This window comes from Streptomyces guryensis, from assembly GCF_021261325.1.
GTDB lineage: Bacteria > Actinomycetota > Actinomycetes > Streptomycetales > Streptomycetaceae > Streptomyces > Streptomyces guryensis.
Map to the genome: position 1 here is coordinate 1 of NZ_JAJSBI010000019.1, position 16,137 is coordinate 16,137.

The following is a 16,137-nucleotide window of genomic DNA, read 5'->3' on the forward strand; positions in this document are numbered from 1 at the left end:
CGACGGATACCGGCGCACCCGGTCAGGATGATCGGCCGCGTTGCCGTACACGTGCGCGAGGCAATCACACGATGGTGCAGCCGAGTTGAACTGGACGGGCTCGGACGCGTACAACAACGACACTAGGGCCTCCCGGCACTGCTCGGTCAGATTCGCATCTCCGAGCTACCGAGAGGCCCTGTCTTCATGCGCGCACAACGGGAAGATCACCCCGGCGGGAAACGTGTTCGACCCGCACGTTCCATGATCGGTTGAGATACGGCTTCTGAAGTCATGGAATGGGTTGGCTGCTTGTCCGTCGTGCCAGCCGGCGAATCCGCTTCTGCTCCTGGAGCCGAAGCAGCCTGAAGTGATCACAGAGCAGGACGTCAACACCGTCCCACAGCCAACTGCTTGATCTATCGATGTCGTCCGCGTTCCTCGGGCCTGGAGGCCAGTGCCGTGGCCGAGGGCTGGAGCGCCAGGGGCGCAGAGGACGCTGCGGGTGTGCCGCTTCGCTTGCGTGCTGCCTGTGCTCGCCTATTCGGCTGGACGGTGATGCGCCAGTTGAGGACCTCGGCGGGGCGTTCGGCGGTGTCGAGTTCTCGCTGGGCGGCGACTTCGGCCAAGAGACGCCGGGGGTTGTGGCCGGCGGTCTCGGCGCGGGCGAGGGTTGTGGTCAAGGCTGGCCAGGCGGGATCGACCAAGGATGCGGTCGGCCTGGTCGGGGAGGGCTGCGCGTAGATCCTGCTCGAAGCGGCTGATGGTGGTGGCGCGTGGCGCGCGTCGGGTGAGATCCGCCCGGACCGGCGCGGCGGCGTCCTGGTAACCGGCTTGCAGGTGACGGAAGGCTTGCTCAGCTGCGGTGGCCTGCTGCTCGTGGCCGCGTTGTTCGTGCCACTTGGCAGCTGCCCGAGACAGGTGGAGCGCAGCGAAGATCAGGGCGATGGCGAGTCCGCCCGGACCGTGTGTGGCGTAGGCGAGTTCCTTGGCGGCTTCCCGCAGAGCGGTGGCGGCTTGATGGTCGGCCCGGATCGCCGAACGGCGGGCGCGGTTGAACACCTGTGCTGCTGCTTGCAGTTCGGTCCGGTGCGAGCCGTGGGTGGCGAGGGCCAGGTTGTGGAGGGCGTCGCCGAAGGCATCCAGGTGGCCCTGGGCCACGGCCTCGCCACCTGAGTCGAGGACGGCGTGCGCGTGGCGGATGGCGGTTTCGGCGCGGTGCCACGGCTCGGCCGGGTCCGCCACCGGTTGAGGGCGGTCGGCCAGCTCCTGGGTCGGGAGGCGTTCGCGCAGACGGTTGCAGGACAGGTCGGGGGCGAGCTTTGAGCCGCCGTACCAGACCGGCTCGCCGTTGGCCGTGTCGCCGGGCGCGGCCAGGCTGTAGCCGGTCACCTCGCCGGTCTCGGGGCCGATGCGCGGCCTGACCTGGATGCCGAGGGAGCGCAGCACGGTGAAGTACTCGTCGATGCTGCGTACGGCGGCGGCGACCGCGTACGCCTGCTCGCGCAGCCACTCCCGCGCGGTCTCCTCCCGGCCCTGGCGTTCAGCCTTCGCCCGCTCGGCGCCGGTCGGGGTACGCGGGGCGGTGAGGTCACCGGACTTCAGGCGGCGCAGCCCGAACTCGGCCTCGATCTTTCGGCATTCCAGCTGTGCCCGCCAGCCGTCCCGGTTCGTACGAGGGCGGCGGCCGTCGGCTCGGACGGTGGTGGCCATGATGTGGATGTGGTCGTCGGCGTGCCGGACCGCGATCCAGCGGCACGCCTTGTCGTCTCCCTCGGGGGCGATGCCTGTGGCGGCTACGACGCGGCGGGCAACCTCGGCCCACTCAGCGTCGGTGAGGTAGCGGTCGCCGGGCGCGGTGCGCACCGGGCAGTGCCACACATGCTGCGGTGGCTGCTTTCCGCCGAGCTCCCGGGTGCGCAGGTCGACGTGGTGGTCCAGACGCCGGGCGAGCTGGGTATAGGTGGCCTCGGGGTCGCGGCTGGGGTCAGGGGCGCCGGCCATGTCCCAGGCGGCCACGATGTGGGGGTCCGTGTGCTCGTCGCGCCGCCCCTTGCCGAAGAGGTAGTTGATCAGGCCGAGCGTGCTGGAGCCGGTGGAGACGTCAGGCACCATGACTGGCTGCTTCCGCCAGGAGCTGGTCCATCAGTGCGTAACTGGCCTGGGCGGCCTGCTCGATACGGTCGAGGACGGCCTCGGTGCGCTCGGGTATCGCGCCGGAGTGGACGGCTGCCGTGATCTGGTTGAGGTTGGTGCCGATTCGGTTCAGCGCCTTTGTGTGCGCTTCGATGGCCTCCACCAGCGGGCGGATGGGGTCGTCCTCCGGGCTGCCGACCATCCCCGCTTTGCCGAGCGCGACGGCGAGGGCGGCGTCGCCGACGAAGCCGGCGAACTTCTGGTGGCGCCGCTTGGCCTCGGCGTCGATGAGACGGACTGCGGTCGGCGTGAAGCGGATCTTCTTCTCTTGGTCGCGCTTCTCGATGGTGCGCTTGCGGTTCATCCGCGCGGGCAGCGCGGGGGCGTCAGGCTCACGCCACGAGGGCTGCTCAACGGCGGCGGGCGCTTGACTGACAGACGGCTCGGCGAGTGGGGTGTTGGAGTCGGTGACTGGCTGCTCGGCGCTGTCGGCGGGAGACGCGGTGCGGGGCTCGTTCACCCCCTCCTCAGGCTCGGGCGCCCGCTGGCGCCCGGGCCCCTCTCCCTCCGCCACCCCAGGGGCGGGGGCAAGCGCGGACGAAGCCTCTTTAGGGGCTCGTTCGCTCCAGCTTGCTGCTGTTCGTCGGGCCAGGCTGAACCAACCCCAGCGGCGGGACGAAGAGGGGTTCGTGTCGTTCTCGGTGTGCATGGTGGTGCTCCGCAGGAGAGGGGGGATCGGGCTGTGTCACGTCCGTCGCATCCGTCGCATGCCTGGTCAATGCAGGTACGGAGACGCGGGCAGGTACGGAGAACTCCGTCCCGGCGGCAGAGTCCGTCCTCGCGCTGACCTGCGCGGGGACGGATGCGACGGAGTCATACGGACCCGGTGGGATCAGAGAGCGCGCTTCGGTCCGGCGGGGCCACCGGGCGGGCCGACAGGCAGCGTCCCCGCCAGGGCGGCGAGCGGCCTGCCCTGCGGCATGCGGGCGGGGGCGGCGCCGCGTTCGGGCTCGGGTGCGGCCTCGACGAGGTCCGGGCAGTTGCGGGCCCAGGCGTCCAGGAACCGGTTGCGCATGTACGCCTTGGCCTGCCTGCCCTTGTCGAACCGGTAGTTGGCCGGGCTGATGTTGAAGTCCCGCAGCAGGTTGCTCAGGTGGTACGCGTTCAGCCCTTTGGTGCCGTACTCCGCCCACGGGGCCTCAGCGTCCTGGAGCAGCGAGGCGATCAGATCCTGAGTGGCCAGGGCCTCGGGGTTGTCCGCTTGCCTGAAGATGCGGTGGATGTCACGCAGCAGCCGCGTCTTCAGGCTGGACTGCTCGTCCTGGACGGCCTCGTGTCGGGTCATGGCCAGGCAGGCGGCACGAGCCTGGGCGGGCCAGTGGCCGCCAGCCATGTCGGCGATGATGACCAGCGGCTCCCAGGTGTCCGCCGCCCGGTCTTCCACCGGCATGTGCGGCACCATGCGGGCAGCCTGCCCGCGCAGCGGGCCCAGCCAGGCGGCCAGCTGATCACGCAGCGCGTTGAGTTCGGGCACCGAATACCGGGAGCGGAAAGGGGTGACCTTCTCGCCCGGCTTGCGCTTCTGCATCCGCAGAACGACCGCCCGGTCCATGACCGTGTCCGGCAGGTCGCCGATCCCCGCGATGGCGGCCATGGCGAAGGTGGGGAACGGGGTCGGTTTGTGCTCCGGACCGGAGATTCGCCAGGCGGGCCGATTGCGCTGGTGCCCGGCATTCAGCAGGCCGCGCAGGATCTCACTGTCACCGCTCGCCTTCGGGCCGAAGATGGTGTCCGCCTCATCCACCAGCAGGGTGGGCGGGTTCTTGCCGATGATCCGGAAGATGACCGCCGGGGAGGTGTTCACCGTCATCATCGGCTGGTGCACTGTCTCGTGGAGTACGTCGAGAACCCGGGACTTGCCGCACCCCTTCGTCGGGCTCACCACCGCCAGACGCGGAGCATGCTGCAGAGCCGTCTGGATGTGCGTGGCCGCCACCCACAGGGTGACCGCGGTCAGCGCCTCCTCGCTGGGCAGCACCACGTACTTACCGATCGTTGCCCGCAACTCGTCCAGCAGCGCGACCCCGTCAGCGCCTACCTGAGCACCGGCGCCTTCATGGCTGCCGGCGCGTGTCCCGCCATCGGTGGCTGCGATCTCTTGTCGCTCGGCCCGCTCCACGGGGACGGCCGTCCCCGGCGACAGGTGACGGCCGCTGTCCCCGTCCCCACTGCGGTCCCCTGGTGCAACTCCAGAGTCTTGGGGACCGGTCCCGGTTGGCGCGCCAATGCCGCTGACCTGCACGTCTCCAACGGATGTGGGTATGGGGACCGTAGCTCGCGCCGACAGCGGAGCGGATGTATCGAGGGGACGGTCCCCTGATACCGCAGCAGCAGAATGCTCGTCCCCGCGGCGTCCGGGGACGCCTTCGCCGGGGACCGCGACCTCGGGCCAGCTGACCTTGGGGACCGTGTTCGGGTTGGTGGGGGACGTAGAGTCCTCCATAGACGTTCCTCTCAGACGAGGGGCAGGACGGGCAAGGTCCAGCCCCTCGTCGGCTTGTTCGTTCAGGGATGGGCGGTGTGCGGGGGACTCTCCGGCCTTCGGCGTTGGCGCGCCGAGGGCCGTTTCCGTGTCCCCGGCCTCCGACGGCTCAGGAGGCCAGACCCCACTCGTCGCCGCCGTCGATCAGCGCCTGCTCGTACCGCAGCAGTTCGGCCTCGGGGTACAGCACCCGCTTGCCGATCTTGATGCCGCGCGGGCCCTTCTCGATCTGGCGCCAGTAGCGGACGGTGCTCTCCGCTGTGCGGTAGCGCTCGGCGACCTCGGCGGTGGTCAGGTATCGCATGCATTCCCAATCGACTAGGCGGCAATCCGGTCTGCATAGGTTGTACCCGACGATCACCGGTTAACCAAATCGGCAAGCATGTGTTTCAATTAGGAAAGTGATGGTCAGGATGGAGGTCCGATGGCAGGCGACGCGATCGACGGCGGTGAGGTGCCGCTGCTCTACAGCGAAGGCAACATCGCCGCGCGGGTAGCACTGGAGCGCGAGGTCAGAGGGTGGAGCACGATCGAGCTGGCGGACCGGGTGTCCAAGGCCGGCGTCAAGATGAACCAGACCGCCGTCTGGCGCATCGAAAACGGCACCCCACGCCGCCGTATCAACGTCGACGAAGCCCTCGCCTTCGCCCGCGTCTTCGAGCTGCCCCTCGAAGAGCTGATGTCCCCGCCGTTGGAAGGGCTGGGCCTCGACAGCAGACGGCTCGTCCAGGAAGCCGTCGAGGCGTACTACGAGACACGCGACGCCGAGGACAGGCTGCACCACGCCGTCGTCGGCATCGCCGAGTACATCCAGACCCACCCCGACAGCTCACGGGCCATCCATGAGCAGTGCCTTCGCCTCATGGGCGACGAGCGCGACGCCCGCACCCTCACCGAGCACATCGAGGGCGGCGGCTACCACCGATAACCAACCCAAGGGAGAAGCCACTTGGCGAACATCCAGAAGCGCCCCAACGGCAAATGGCGGGCTCGCTACCGTGACCTCGACGGCAAGGAGCACGCCCGCCACTTCGACCGGAAGATCGACGCCCAGCGCTGGCTCGACGAGGTCACGGCCAGCATCGTCACGGGCCAGTACGTCGACCCGCAGGCCGGACGGATCACCTTCGAGAAGTACGCGAAGAAGTGGGAGGAGTCGCTCATCGCCAGCGAGGCGGGCGAGCGGATCACCGACAACGCGCTCCGGCTCCACCTCGTCCCGGCGCTTGGCGCCCGCGCCATGGCGGCGATACGCCGCAATGACCTCCAGGTGCTCTTCAAGAGCCTGTCGGAGCAGCTCAGCCCCGGCAGCGTGCGCAACGTCTACGACGTCCTCGTACGCCTCATGACCGCGGCTGTCGAGGACAAGGTCATCGCCTCCAGCCCGTGCCGCCGCATCACCCTCCCGCCGATGCCGGATGAGGAGGTCACCCCGCCCACGGTCGCGCAGGTCGAGGCCATGGCTCGCGCGATGCCGCCGTACATCCGCGCGGCCATCGTCACCCTTGCCGGATCAGGCTTGCGAATAGGCGAGTTGCTCGGCCTCAAGGTGTCGGACGTGGACTTCAAGGCCGGCACCATCCGCGTCGAGCGCCAGCGCCTCCAGTCCGGGAAGATCGGTCCGCCGAAGACCGCCAAGTCCCGGCGTACCGTCCCGGTCGGCGAGGTCGTCACCGACGCGCTCCTCACACACCTCGCCGCACGCCCCTCCAAGGAGTGGCTGTTCACGATGGAGGAGGGCGAGCCGCTCAACTACCGCCGCTGGAAGACCGAATGGAACTGCGCTCGTAAGGATCTGCAGAAGGCAGAGAACGAGGCGGCCGAGCGCGAGGGCCGCAAGCCCGTCGAGCTGCCGCACATGGTGACCCACGACCTGCGCCACTTCTACGCCTCCGCCCTCATCGCCGGCGGAGCGAGCGTCAAGCAGGTTCAGCTGGTCCTCGGCCACGCGTCCGCCGTCATCACCCTGCGGATCTACGCCCACCTGTGGCCGGGTGAAGAAGACCGCACCCGGACCGTCATGGACGCCGTTCTCGGCGGCCTGCGGACCGGGTGCGGACTGGGAGACGCTGCAACCAAAGAAATCGCAGGTCAGAAGGCATGATTAAAGATCAAGCCTTCTTGGTCTCCCAGAAGATCTTGTCGATCTGGGCGATGTAGTCCAGAGCCTTCTGGCCCGTGGCCGGGTCGGTCGAACCCTTGGCGGCCGAGAGGGCCTTCAGGGCGTCGTTGACCAGCTGGTGCAGCTCCGGGTACTTCTCGAAGTGCGGGGGCTTGAAGTAGTCGCTCCAGAGCACGGAGACGTGGTGCTTCGCGAGCTCGGCGCGCTGCTCCTTGATGACGGTGGCGCGAGCCTGGAAGTGCGGGTCGTCGTTGGCGGCCATCTTCTCCTGCACGGCCTTCACCGACTCCGCCTCGATGCGGGCCTGGGCCGGGTCGTACACACCGCAGGGCAGGTCGCAGTGTGCGCTGACCTTGACCTTGGGGGCAAACAGGCGGGAAAGCATGGAGCATTCCTTCCTCGTGATCGTCTTCTCAGGTGGGACATTACTCCCTGGGAGAGGGGATTTCGCGAGTGCCCCCATGGGCTTAGGACAAAAGTCCGGGGTGAGACTGAGACTGGTGGAGGAACGTACCGGGGAGGTGCCGGGGATGCCGGAGCTGTCGCAGGAGATCGAGCGTGGGCGGGCGCTGCTGCCCTTCGGGGCTGCAGAGGTGACCGGCCCGTCCATGGTGCCCACGCTCCACCACGGGGACCGGCTCGTGGTGCAGTACGGCGCCCGGATCCGGCCAGGTGACGTGGTCGTCCTGCGGCATCCGTTCCAGCAGGACCTGCTGGTGGTGAAGCGGGCCGCCGAGCGGCGCGACGGCGGCTGGTGGGTGCTCGGCGACAACGCCTACGCGGGCGGCGACAGCACGGACTACGGGACCGTCCCGGAGGACCTGGTGCTCGGCAAGGTGCGCTTTCGGTACCGGCCGCTGAAGGCGGATCAGCGCTCGCCGTTCGCGCTCGCGCGCTGGGCGCTGTCGGCCGCGAGGCCCGTCCTGTCGGACCGGTCGGCCTCCAGGCGCTTGCGGGCGCGGTAGGCGGCCACGTTGGCGCGGGTCGCGCAGCGGTCGGAGCAGTAGCGCCGGGAGCGGTTCGTGGAGGTGTCCAGGTAGGCGTTGCGGCACGGCGCCGCCTCGCACAGACCCAGCCGGTCGACGCCGTACTCCGTCAGGTGGAAGGCCAGGCCCATCGCCGCGATGGCCGCGTAGCCGGCGGTCGCGTTCGAGGGATGGTCGGCCAGGTGCATGTGCCACAGCGGGCGGCCGTCGTCGTCCCGGAAGTCGTGGCCCGAGATCTGCGGGCTGACCGGGAACTCCAGCAGGAGTGAGTTCAGCAGGTCCACCGCGAGCGTCTCGTCGCCCTTGTCGGCGGCCTCGAAGACCGCGCGCAGCCGGGCCCTGACCGAGCGGAACCGGGTGACGTCGGCGTCCGTGGCGCGGCGCGCCGCCGACGCGTTGCCGCCGAACAGATCACGGACGGCCTCGACCGAGGTCAGGTTGTCCTTGCCCCGGGCCGGTTCCTCGCTGTTGACGAGTCGTACGGCGTAGTCCGAGTAATAGGCCAGTTCCACTTGTGGTCCTTACGAAGGCGCTCTATGGTCGTGGATGTGAAGAGGTAACGACTGCCTGTACTTCCAGGGTATTACGCGGGTGAGGGAAGAGGGATTCCATGACGGAAACCACTGCGACCGGGGCCGGTACGACGGGGACCGACTGGCGGGCCTGGCAGGAGAGCTGGGACCGGCAGCAGGAGACGTACATGCCGGACCGCGAGGAACGCTTCCGCATCATGCTCGACATGGTCGAGGCCTGCGTCGGACCCGAGCCGCGCATCCTCGACCTCGCCTGCGGCACCGGCAGCATCACGGCCCGCCTGCTCGCCCGCTTCCCGGGCGCCACCAGCACCGGCATCGACCTCGACCCCGCGCTCCTCGCCATCGCCCGCGGCACCTTCGAGGGCGAGGACCGGGTCGGCTTCGTCGAGGCCGACCTCAAGGCCCCGGACTGGCCGGCGCGGCTGCCGTACGAGTCGTACGACGCGGTCCTCACCGCCACGGCCCTCCATTGGCTGCACAGCGAGCCCCTCGCGGTCCTCTACGGCCAGGTCGCGGAACTCGTCCGCCACGGCGGCGTCTTCATGAACGCCGACCACATGATCGACGAGAGCACGCCGCGGATCAACGCGGCGGAGCGCGACCAGCGCCATGCCCGCATGGATCAGGCCATGCGAAGCGGTGCTCTGGACTGGGCGCAGTGGTGGCAGCTCGCTGCCGAGGACCCGGTCCTCGCCGGCCCCACGGCCCGTCGCTACGAGATCTACGGCGAGCACGCGGACGGCGACATGCCCTCGGCGCAGTGGCACGCGCGCGTGCTGCGGGAGAAGGGCTTCGGGGAGGCGCGGGCGGTGTGGTGTTCGCCGGCGGACACGTTGCTGCTCGCCCTGAAGTGATGTCGTCCGGCCGGAACCGAGAAGACCGGAACTGACAGGGGCGGTACGGGACACCCGTACCGCCCCTGTCCGTCGTACTGCTACAGCACCTTGGACAGGAACGACTTCGTCCGCTCGTGCTGCGGGTTCGTCAGGACCTCGCGAGGGTGGCCGGACTCGACCACCACGCCGTCGTCCATGAAGACGAGCGAGTCGCCGACCTCCCGGGCGAAGCCCATCTCGTGGGTGACGACGATCATCGTCATGCCGTCCTGAGCGAGGTCCCGCATCACGTCGAGGACCTCGCCGACCAGCTCCGGGTCGAGGGCCGAGGTCGGCTCGTCGAAGAGCATCAGCTTGGGCTCCATCGCCAGTGCGCGGGCGATGGCGACGCGCTGCTGCTGACCGCCGGAGAGCTGGGACGGGTAGTGGCCGGTCTTGTCGCCGAGGCCGACGCGGTCCAGCAGCCGCTGCGCGCGCTCCCGGGCGACCGCCTTCGACTCGCGCTTGACCTGGACCGGCGCCTCCATGACGTTCTCCAGCGCCGTCATGTGCGGGAAGAGGTTGAAGCGCTGGAACACCATGCCGATGCCCCGCCGCTGCGCGGCGACCTCCCTCTCCTTCAGCTCGTAGAGCTTGTCGCCGCTCTGCCGGTAGCCGACCAGGGTGCCGTCGACGTACAGCCGGCCGGCGTTGATCTTCTCCAGGTGGTTGATGCACCGCAGGAACGTGGACTTGCCGGAGCCGGACGGGCCGATCAGGCAGAACACCTCGCGCGGGCTCACCTCCAGGTCGATGCCCTTGAGGATGTGCGCGGGCCCGAAGGACTTGTGGACGCCCTCAGCCTTCACCATTGCGTTCATGGGTCATCGCCGCCAGCTGGAGAGGGAGAGCATGTTCATCTTCGTCAGGTTGGTTCTGATCTTCTGCAACGGCGTCGCCGGCAGGTTGCGCGTCGTTCCGCGGGCGTAACGGCGTTCGACGTAGTACTGCACGATGCTGAAGACCGTGGTCAGCAGCAGGTACCAGATGCAGGCCACGAAGTACATCTCGACGACCGCCAGCGAGGTGCTGGAGATGTCCGTGGCTTTCTTGATCAGCTCGGGGAGCTGAACCGCGTACGCCAGCGACGAGGTCTTCAGCATGTTGATGAACTCGTTGCCCGTCGGCGGTACGATGACCCGCATCGCCTGCGGGAGGATCACGCGCCGCAGCGTCTGGCCCTGGGTCATGCCCAGCGCGTGCGACGCCTCCGTCTGGCCCTCGTCGACCGACTGGATGCCGGCCCGCACGATCTCCGACATGTACGCGGCCTCGTTCAGGCCGAGCCCCAGCAGGGCCGTCAGGACCGGCGTCATCACCTGGGTCATCTCGTTCTTGTAGAACCCCAGGTTCAGGATGGGGAAGACGAGCGAGATGTTGTACCAGAGCAGCAGCTGGACCAGGACCGGGGTGCCGCGGAAGAACCAGATGTAGAACCAGGACACGGTGCTGGTGACCGGGTTCGACGACAGCCGCATCACGGCGAGGACGATGCCGAGCACGACCCCCAGCACCATGGCCAGCACGGATATGTACAGCGTCGTCCAGGCGCCGTTCACGATGCCGCTGTCGAACACGTAGTCCGGGATGATGCTGTAGTTGATCTTCGCGTTGGAGAAGGCGACGCCGATCAGCGCCACCAGGGCGACGACCACGGCGCCGGCCACCCAGCGGCCGTAGTGGCGCACCGGGATGGCCTTGATCTGCTCCGGCGGCACCGAGGCCGCCTGAGCCTTGTCGACAGTGTCAGTCACGGTGACTGCCTTTCAGTCCTGCGCCTGGCTCACGAGCCGCCGTTGATCTTCGACTCGGTGACCGCGCCGTCCGTGACGTTCCACTTCTGCAGGATCTTGGTGTAGTCGCCGTTCTTGATGATCGCGCTCATCGCGGCCTGGAGGGCGTCGCGCAGCTGGGTGTTGCTCTTGCTGACGGCGATGCCGTACGGACCCGCCTCGATCTGGTCGCCGACGACCTCGAAGTCCTTGCCGCCGCCGGAGGTCTTCGCGTTGTAGGCCGCCACCGGGAAGTCGTTCAGGTCGGCGACGGAGGCGCCCTGCTTCAGACGGAGCAGCGCCTCGGGGTCGGTGTCGAAGGTCTGCAGGTTGATGGCCTTCTTGCCGTCCTTCGTGCACTTCTTGTTCTGGGTCTTGGCGATGCCCTCCGACGTGGTGCCCTTCTGCAGGGCCACGACCTTGCCGCACAGGTCGTCGAGGGACTTGATGCCCTTCGGGTTGCCCTTCTGGACCAGGATCGAGGTGCCGGCGGTGAAGTAGTCGACGAAGTCGACACCGTTGCCGACCTTCTGGCCGTTGTCGGAGTTGATGCCGTTCTGGCGGTCCTTGGTGTCGTTCATCGCCGACATGATCACCTGGAAGCGATTGGCCTGCAGGCCCACGATCAGGTTGTCGAACTTGCCGTTCTGGAACTCGAACTTCACGCCGAGCTGCTTGCCGAGGGCGTCCGCGATGTCGGGGTCGATGCCGACGGCCTTGCCGCTCTCCATGTACTCGACCGGCGGGTACGCGATGTCGGAGCCCACCTGGATGACGCCTGCCTTGCGTATGTCGGCGGGCAGCTTGGAGGCGAGAGGCGCCGAGGACGAGGACGTGCCCGAGCTGCTGCCGTTGCCGCCCTTGTCCGTGTGGTCACCGCAGCCGGTGAGGATCAGGGCGCCTGCGACCGCGATCGCACCGACCGCTGCCAGACGGGTGTGTGCGGCGGTCGTACGACGGGTTGAGCCTGCGGTCATGTTGGGTTCCTCCGGCGGATGGGTGGAGTTGCCGATGGGTCGACGAGAAACACACCTTCGGGTGTCGCGACCTCGTGTGGTCACCGCATCCTGCCATTCGGACTCGGCCGTTCAGGGGACCCGTCATGTCAAAATCGGATAACGGGTGACCCCCGAATCGCACCAGGTCGGTACAACATGACCGGACCATCTGCGGGAATCCGACCTTCCGGCCGGAAGATCTTCGACGCATCTCGCGATGCGGACCTGCGCTCCGAGGCGTTGATCACTGTTCGGCCGCCGGTCAAGGGTCCGTCGAGTATTCGCCGAGGACGAGTCCTTATATTTCGGGACGAACCTTGTGGTCGAGATGTGACCTTCGGGTTCCGCGATGTGACCTTGCACTGATTGGACTCGTCCTTGGCCCGGTGGTCCGGTAAGAAGGTTCTTTACACCCCTCATCCGGGGCTCAGGGCGCGTGTGCGGCGCGCCCGTCGCGCAGGACCCGTACGCAACACCGACCGGGACTGACGCGGTGCCCGCCCACCCCTCACCAGGAGTGGCCACCCTCAACCAATGAAGACTTAAGGGGTAAAACAAAGTGGCAGCGGAGATCGTCAATCCTCGCAGCGACAGCAGTACGGATCAGGACGGCGGGGCCGAGCCCCTGGACTCCTTCGATCCGGCGTTCGCGCTGCACCGCGGCGGCAAGATGGCCGTGCAGGCCACCGTGCCGGTCCGCGACAAGGACGACCTGTCCCTGGCGTACACGCCCGGCGTCGCGAAAGTGTGCAGTGCGATCGCCGAGCAGCCGGAGCTCGTCCACGACTACACGTGGAAGTCGTCCGTCGTGGCCGTGGTCACCGACGGCACGGCCGTGCTCGGTCTCGGGGACATCGGTCCCGAGGCCTCCCTCCCGGTGATGGAGGGCAAGGCGATTCTGTTCAAGCAGTTCGGCGGCGTCGACGCCGTGCCGATCGCGCTCGCGTGCACGGGCGTCGACGAGATCGTCGAGACCGTGGTGCGGCTCGCGCCCTCGTTCGGCGGTGTCAACCTCGAGGACATCTCGGCACCGCGGTGCTTCGAGATCGAGCGGAAGCTCCAGGAGCGGCTGGACATCCCGGTCTTCCACGACGACCAGCACGGCACGGCGGTCGTGACGCTGGCGGCCCTGCGCAACGCCGCGCGGCTGAGCGGGCGGGCCATCGCGGATCTGCGCGCCGTCATCTCCGGCGCCGGTGCGGCCGGTGTCGCCATCGCCAAGATGCTGGTCGAGGCCGGTATCGGGGATGTCGCGGTCGCCGACCGCAAGGGTGTCGTCTCGTCCGACCGGGACGACCTGACGTCCGTCAAGCGAGAGCTCGCCGGGTTCACCAACAAGGCCGGCATCACCGGGTCGCTGGACGCGGCGCTGGAAGGCGCGGACGTCTTCATCGGCGTCTCCGGCGGTACGGTCGCGGAGGAGGCCGTCGCCTCGATGGCCGAAGGCGCGTTCGTGTTCGCCATGGCCAACCCGAACCCGGAGATCCACCCCGACGTCGCGCACAAGTACGCGGCCGTCGTGGCGACCGGGCGGTCCGACTTCCCGAACCAGATCAACAACGTGCTCGCGTTCCCCGGCATCTTCGCCGGCGCGCTGCAGGTTCGTGCCTCTCGGATCACGGAGGGGATGAAGATCGCGGCGGCCGAGGCGCTCGCCGGGGTCGTCGGGGACGACCTCGCTGCGGACTATGTGATTCCGTCACCCTTTGACGAGCGGGTCGCTCCGGCAGTGACGGCGGCTGTTGCTGCCGCGGCGCGTGCCGAAGGCGTTGCTCGGCGCTGACGTGCCGTCGGCCTTTGATGGCCCCGCCCGGTTGGGCGGGGCCATTTCTTTGCCCGCCCGCCCGGGTCGGGGGCGGGGTGGACGCCTGCCATGGGTGGGGGGCGGGGTGGACGCCTGTCATGGGTGGGGTTCACCGTCGGCGGCTGCGGGTGGGTGGGGGCTCGTGGCCTGGGGGCTGTGCTCCCAGACCCCCCTTCGGCCTGAACGGCCTCGTCCTCAAACGCCGGACGGGCCTGTAGTGCTAGCCGGACGGGCTTGTAGTGGTAGTCGGACGCGCTTGTAGTGCAAGAGGGCGTGTGTCACAGAGCTCTGTGGTTCCGTCGGCCCGGTGTGCCGCCTATCGTCAAGGTCATGTTCGCCGTCTACGCCGCCCGGATCGACCGTGACCAGCCACTGAACGGCCTTGAGTTGGGGGACCGGCCCGCTCCCGAGGCCCGGCCCGGCTGGAGTGTCGTCGACGTCAGGGCCGCCTCCCTCAACCATCACGACCTCTGGTCCCTCAAGGGCGTGGGCCTGTCCGAGGACAAACTGCCGATGATCCTCGGCTGCGACGCCGCCGGTGTCGACGAGGACGGCAACGAGGTCGTACTGCACTCCGTGATCGGACAGAGCGGTCACGGCGTCGGCCCCAGGGAACCCCGTTCCATCCTCACCGAGCACTACCAGGGCACGTTCGCCGAGCAGGTCGCCGTGCCGACCTGGAACATCCTGCCCAAGCCCAAGGAGCTCTCCTTCGCGGAGGCCGCCTGTCTGCCCACGGCCTGGCTGACGGCGTATCGCATGCTCTTCACCAACGCGGGCGTACGTCCCGGCGATTCGGTCCTCGTGCAGGGTGCCGGCGGCGGTGTCGCCACGGCCGCGATCGTGCTCGGGAAGGCGGCGGGGCTGCGGGTCTTCGCCACCAGCCGGGACGAGGCCAAGCGGAAGCGGGCCGTGGAACTGGGTGCCGTCGAGGCGCTGGAGTCGGGGGCGCGGCTGCCGCAGCGCGTCGACGCCGTCATCGAGACCGTCGGCGCCGCCACCTGGTCGCACTCGGTGAAGTCGCTGAAGCCCGGCGGCACGCTCGTCATCTCGGGTGCGACGAGCGGTGACCGCCCCTCGCATGCCGAGCTGACCCGTATCTTCTTCCTCGAACTCAAGGTCGTCGGCTCCACGATGGGCACCAAGGACGAGCTGGAGGACCTGCTCTCCTTCTGCGCCGCCACCGGTGTACGCCCCGTCATCGACGAGGTGCTGCCGATGGACCGGGCGCGGGAGGGCTTCGAGCGGATGGCGTCCGGGGAGCAGTTCGGAAAGATCGTGCTCACGAACGACTGACAGCCCCCTGTCGCCAACGACCCGCAGCCGGTCTCGTCAACAGCCCACAGCCGCTTTCGCGAACGACCCACAGCCCCTTTCGCCGACCGCCGACCCGGAACCGGGTCGGCCGTCGGCGTTTGTCAACCGTGATTGACATGCCGGGGGTGTCAACGTAAGTTGACATCATGACCGAAGCAACGGATCTCGCCGAGCGCGCGGGCGACCGCGATCCACGGGTCGGACTGCGCGCCGTCGCCGCACTGCGCAGGCTGCTGGAGCAGCTGGAGGCGGTGCAGGTGCGCAGTGCGCGCCATCAGGGCTGGTCGTGGCAGGAGATCGCCGCGGAACTCGGAGTCAGCAGGCAGGCCGTGCACAAGAAGTACGGGAGGCATTGATGTTCGAGCGGTTCACGAAAGACGCCCGAGGGGTGGTGCGGGCGGCGGTCGAGCACGCGGAACGCGCGGAGGCGTCGTCCGTCGACGCCGAGCACATACTGCTCGCACTGCTCGACCGTGAAGGCAGCCGCGCCTCGTTCGCGCTCACCTCGCTCGGGGTGACCGGTGCAGGCAAGGAGTCGGTACGGGAGGCGGTGGCCGAGGCCCGGCGGCGGGCCGGGCTGTCCCAGGCCGAGACCGCTGCGCTCGCCGGGCTGGGGATCGACGTGTCGGAGATCGTCGCCCGGGTCGAGGAGGTGCACGGTGTCGGGGCGATGTCCGGCGGCCGCAAGGACATGGGCTGGTGGTCGGGGCGCCGCAGTTTCGGTAGGGGCGCCAAGCAGATCCTCGAGGCGTCGCTGCGCACCGCCCTCGCCCGCGGCGACCGGCACATCGGCGACGAGCACATCCTCCTGGCGCTGACCGCCCGTCCCGGTTTCCCCGCCGAGATCCTCGCCGACCACGGGGTGACGCACGAGTCGCTGATACGGGTGCTGTTCGGCGGGGGTGGCGAGGCGAAGGCCGGCTGAGCGTGCACCTGGCCTGGCGCACGTGACCGGAGCGTTCCGGGCTGCCGGGCGTAGATGGGCGCGGCCGGAGCGCGGTCGACGGAGGCAGGTGTGCTGGGCCCGGCGTGCCCGTGGTGGGTCCTAGGGTGGGGGCCCGCCGAGGTTG

16 protein-coding genes and 1 pseudogene are annotated in these 16,137 nt (G+C 68.7%); 8 read left to right on the top strand and 9 right to left on the bottom strand.

All coding sequences use genetic code 11. The annotated features are described in order from the left end of the window. Positions 1 to 398 precede the first annotated feature (398 nt). From LJ657_RS31130 to LJ657_RS31145, 4 genes and pseudogenes are all read right to left on the bottom strand, one after another. A pseudogene (locus LJ657_RS31130) lies at positions 399 to 2,094 on the bottom strand (relaxase/mobilization nuclease domain-containing protein). Then, positions 2,084 to 2,689 (bottom strand): MobC domain-containing protein, encoded by a 606-nt coding sequence (locus tag LJ657_RS31135; RefSeq protein ID WP_232652186.1) that lies wholly within the window; start codon positions 2,687 to 2,689, stop codon positions 2,084 to 2,086. Before LJ657_RS31135 ends, LJ657_RS31130 begins: the two are co-directional and overlap by 11 nt. 318 nt (positions 2,690 to 3,007) lie before the next feature. Next, positions 3,008 to 4,180: a DUF3631 domain-containing protein gene (locus LJ657_RS31140; RefSeq protein ID WP_372487997.1), complete on the bottom strand. Its 1,173-nt coding sequence runs from the start codon at positions 4,178 to 4,180 to the stop codon at positions 3,008 to 3,010. Between the two features lie 586 nt (positions 4,181 to 4,766). Next, a complete protein-coding gene (locus LJ657_RS31145; protein WP_232652187.1) occupies positions 4,767 to 4,961 on the bottom strand; it encodes a helix-turn-helix transcriptional regulator in 195 nt (64 codons plus the stop codon). Between the two features lie 120 nt (positions 4,962 to 5,081). On the opposite strand from LJ657_RS31145, the gene LJ657_RS31150 reads away from it, so the two are divergent. Further along, positions 5,082 to 5,585 (top strand): helix-turn-helix transcriptional regulator, encoded by a 504-nt coding sequence (locus LJ657_RS31150; RefSeq protein ID WP_232652188.1) that lies wholly within the window; start codon positions 5,082 to 5,084, stop codon positions 5,583 to 5,585. A gap of 21 nt (positions 5,586 to 5,606) precedes the next feature. Then, a complete protein-coding gene (locus tag LJ657_RS31155; protein WP_232652189.1) occupies positions 5,607 to 6,761 on the top strand; it encodes a tyrosine-type recombinase/integrase in 1,155 nt (384 codons plus the stop codon). Between the two features lie 7 nt (positions 6,762 to 6,768). Here LJ657_RS31155 and sodN read toward each other — a convergent pair whose 3' ends face one another. Beyond that, positions 6,769 to 7,164, bottom strand: a complete 396-nt coding sequence (gene sodN, locus LJ657_RS31160) for a superoxide dismutase, Ni (protein WP_007491258.1) — start codon at positions 7,162 to 7,164, stop codon at positions 6,769 to 6,771. Positions 7,165 to 7,309: 145 nt separating this feature from the next. Between sodN and sodX the strand changes: the two genes are divergently transcribed. Continuing rightward, positions 7,310 to 7,744 (top strand): nickel-type superoxide dismutase maturation protease, encoded by a 435-nt coding sequence (sodX, locus tag LJ657_RS31165; protein WP_030928924.1) that lies wholly within the window; start codon positions 7,310 to 7,312, stop codon positions 7,742 to 7,744. Here the strand turns inward: sodX and LJ657_RS31170 are convergent. Further along, complete coding sequence (locus tag LJ657_RS31170) at positions 7,648 to 8,277, bottom strand: CGNR zinc finger domain-containing protein (RefSeq protein ID WP_030928922.1); 630 nt, start codon at positions 8,275 to 8,277, stop codon at positions 7,648 to 7,650. The genes sodX and LJ657_RS31170 overlap by 97 nt on opposite strands. Positions 8,278 to 8,375: 98 nt before the next feature. Between LJ657_RS31170 and LJ657_RS31175 the strand changes: the two genes are divergently transcribed. After that, the gene (locus tag LJ657_RS31175) at positions 8,376 to 9,155 is read left to right on the top strand and encodes a class I SAM-dependent methyltransferase (RefSeq protein ID WP_232652190.1); all 780 of its coding nucleotides are present in this window, start codon (positions 8,376 to 8,378) and stop codon (positions 9,153 to 9,155) included. An 80-nt stretch (positions 9,156 to 9,235) separates the two neighbouring features. Here the strand turns inward: LJ657_RS31175 and LJ657_RS31180 are convergent, their stop codons facing one another. Genes LJ657_RS31180 through LJ657_RS31190 form a run of 3 tightly spaced genes read right to left on the bottom strand, consistent with a single transcriptional unit; the run spans position 9,236 to position 11,925 of the window. After that, complete coding sequence (locus tag LJ657_RS31180) at positions 9,236 to 9,997, bottom strand: amino acid ABC transporter ATP-binding protein (RefSeq protein WP_269787139.1); 762 nt, start codon at positions 9,995 to 9,997, stop codon at positions 9,236 to 9,238. A 3-nt stretch (positions 9,998 to 10,000) separates the two neighbouring features. Then, the gene (locus LJ657_RS31185) at positions 10,001 to 10,930 is read right to left on the bottom strand and encodes an amino acid ABC transporter permease (RefSeq protein ID WP_232652191.1); all 930 of its coding nucleotides are present in this window, start codon (positions 10,928 to 10,930) and stop codon (positions 10,001 to 10,003) included. A gap of 29 nt (positions 10,931 to 10,959) precedes the next feature. Then, the gene (locus LJ657_RS31190; RefSeq protein ID WP_232652192.1) at positions 10,960 to 11,925 is read right to left on the bottom strand and encodes an ABC transporter substrate-binding protein; all 966 of its coding nucleotides are present in this window, start codon (positions 11,923 to 11,925) and stop codon (positions 10,960 to 10,962) included. Positions 11,926 to 12,505: 580 nt separating this feature from the next. Here LJ657_RS31190 and LJ657_RS31195 point away from each other — a divergent pair. From LJ657_RS31195 to LJ657_RS31210, 4 genes are all read left to right on the top strand, one after another. Further along, entirely contained in the window at positions 12,506 to 13,729 is a 1,224-nt protein-coding gene (locus tag LJ657_RS31195) for an NAD(P)-dependent malic enzyme (RefSeq protein WP_232652193.1), read from the top strand. Positions 13,730 to 14,080: 351 nt separating this feature from the next. Then, positions 14,081 to 15,046 (top strand): zinc-binding dehydrogenase, encoded by a 966-nt coding sequence (locus LJ657_RS31200; protein WP_232652194.1) that lies wholly within the window; start codon positions 14,081 to 14,083, stop codon positions 15,044 to 15,046. Positions 15,047 to 15,213: 167 nt separating this feature from the next. Then, a complete protein-coding gene (locus LJ657_RS31205) occupies positions 15,214 to 15,423 on the top strand; it encodes a helix-turn-helix domain-containing protein (RefSeq protein ID WP_030038196.1) in 210 nt (69 codons plus the stop codon). After that, the gene (locus LJ657_RS31210; RefSeq protein WP_232652195.1) at positions 15,423 to 15,992 is read left to right on the top strand and encodes a Clp protease N-terminal domain-containing protein; all 570 of its coding nucleotides are present in this window, start codon (positions 15,423 to 15,425) and stop codon (positions 15,990 to 15,992) included. Before LJ657_RS31205 ends, LJ657_RS31210 begins: the two co-directional genes overlap by 1 nt. Positions 15,993 to 16,137 lie beyond the last annotated feature (145 nt).

What these genes read in the sequence shown, in the direction of transcription:
- sodN (WP_007491258.1), bottom strand. Translation starts at nt 7,164, where the DNA reads ATGCTTTCCCGCCTGTTTGCCCCCAAGGTCAAGGTCAGCGCACACTGC.
- LJ657_RS31145 (WP_232652187.1), bottom strand. Translation starts at nt 4,961, where the DNA reads ATGCGATACCTGACCACCGCCGAGGTCGCCGAGCGCTACCGCACAGCG.
- sodX (WP_030928924.1), top strand. Translation starts at nt 7,310, where the DNA reads ATGCCGGAGCTGTCGCAGGAGATCGAGCGTGGGCGGGCGCTGCTGCCC.
- LJ657_RS31205 (WP_030038196.1), top strand. Translation starts at nt 15,214, where the DNA reads ATGACCGAAGCAACGGATCTCGCCGAGCGCGCGGGCGACCGCGATCCA.
- LJ657_RS31150 (WP_232652188.1), top strand. Translation starts at nt 5,082, where the DNA reads ATGGCAGGCGACGCGATCGACGGCGGTGAGGTGCCGCTGCTCTACAGC.
- LJ657_RS31190 (WP_232652192.1), bottom strand. Translation starts at nt 11,925, where the DNA reads ATGACCGCAGGCTCAACCCGTCGTACGACCGCCGCACACACCCGTCTG.
- LJ657_RS31210 (WP_232652195.1), top strand. Translation starts at nt 15,423, where the DNA reads ATGTTCGAGCGGTTCACGAAAGACGCCCGAGGGGTGGTGCGGGCGGCG.
- LJ657_RS31175 (WP_232652190.1), top strand. Translation starts at nt 8,376, where the DNA reads ATGACGGAAACCACTGCGACCGGGGCCGGTACGACGGGGACCGACTGG.
- LJ657_RS31180 (WP_269787139.1), bottom strand. Translation starts at nt 9,997, where the DNA reads ATGAACGCAATGGTGAAGGCTGAGGGCGTCCACAAGTCCTTCGGGCCC.
- LJ657_RS31200 (WP_232652194.1), top strand. Translation starts at nt 14,081, where the DNA reads ATGTTCGCCGTCTACGCCGCCCGGATCGACCGTGACCAGCCACTGAAC.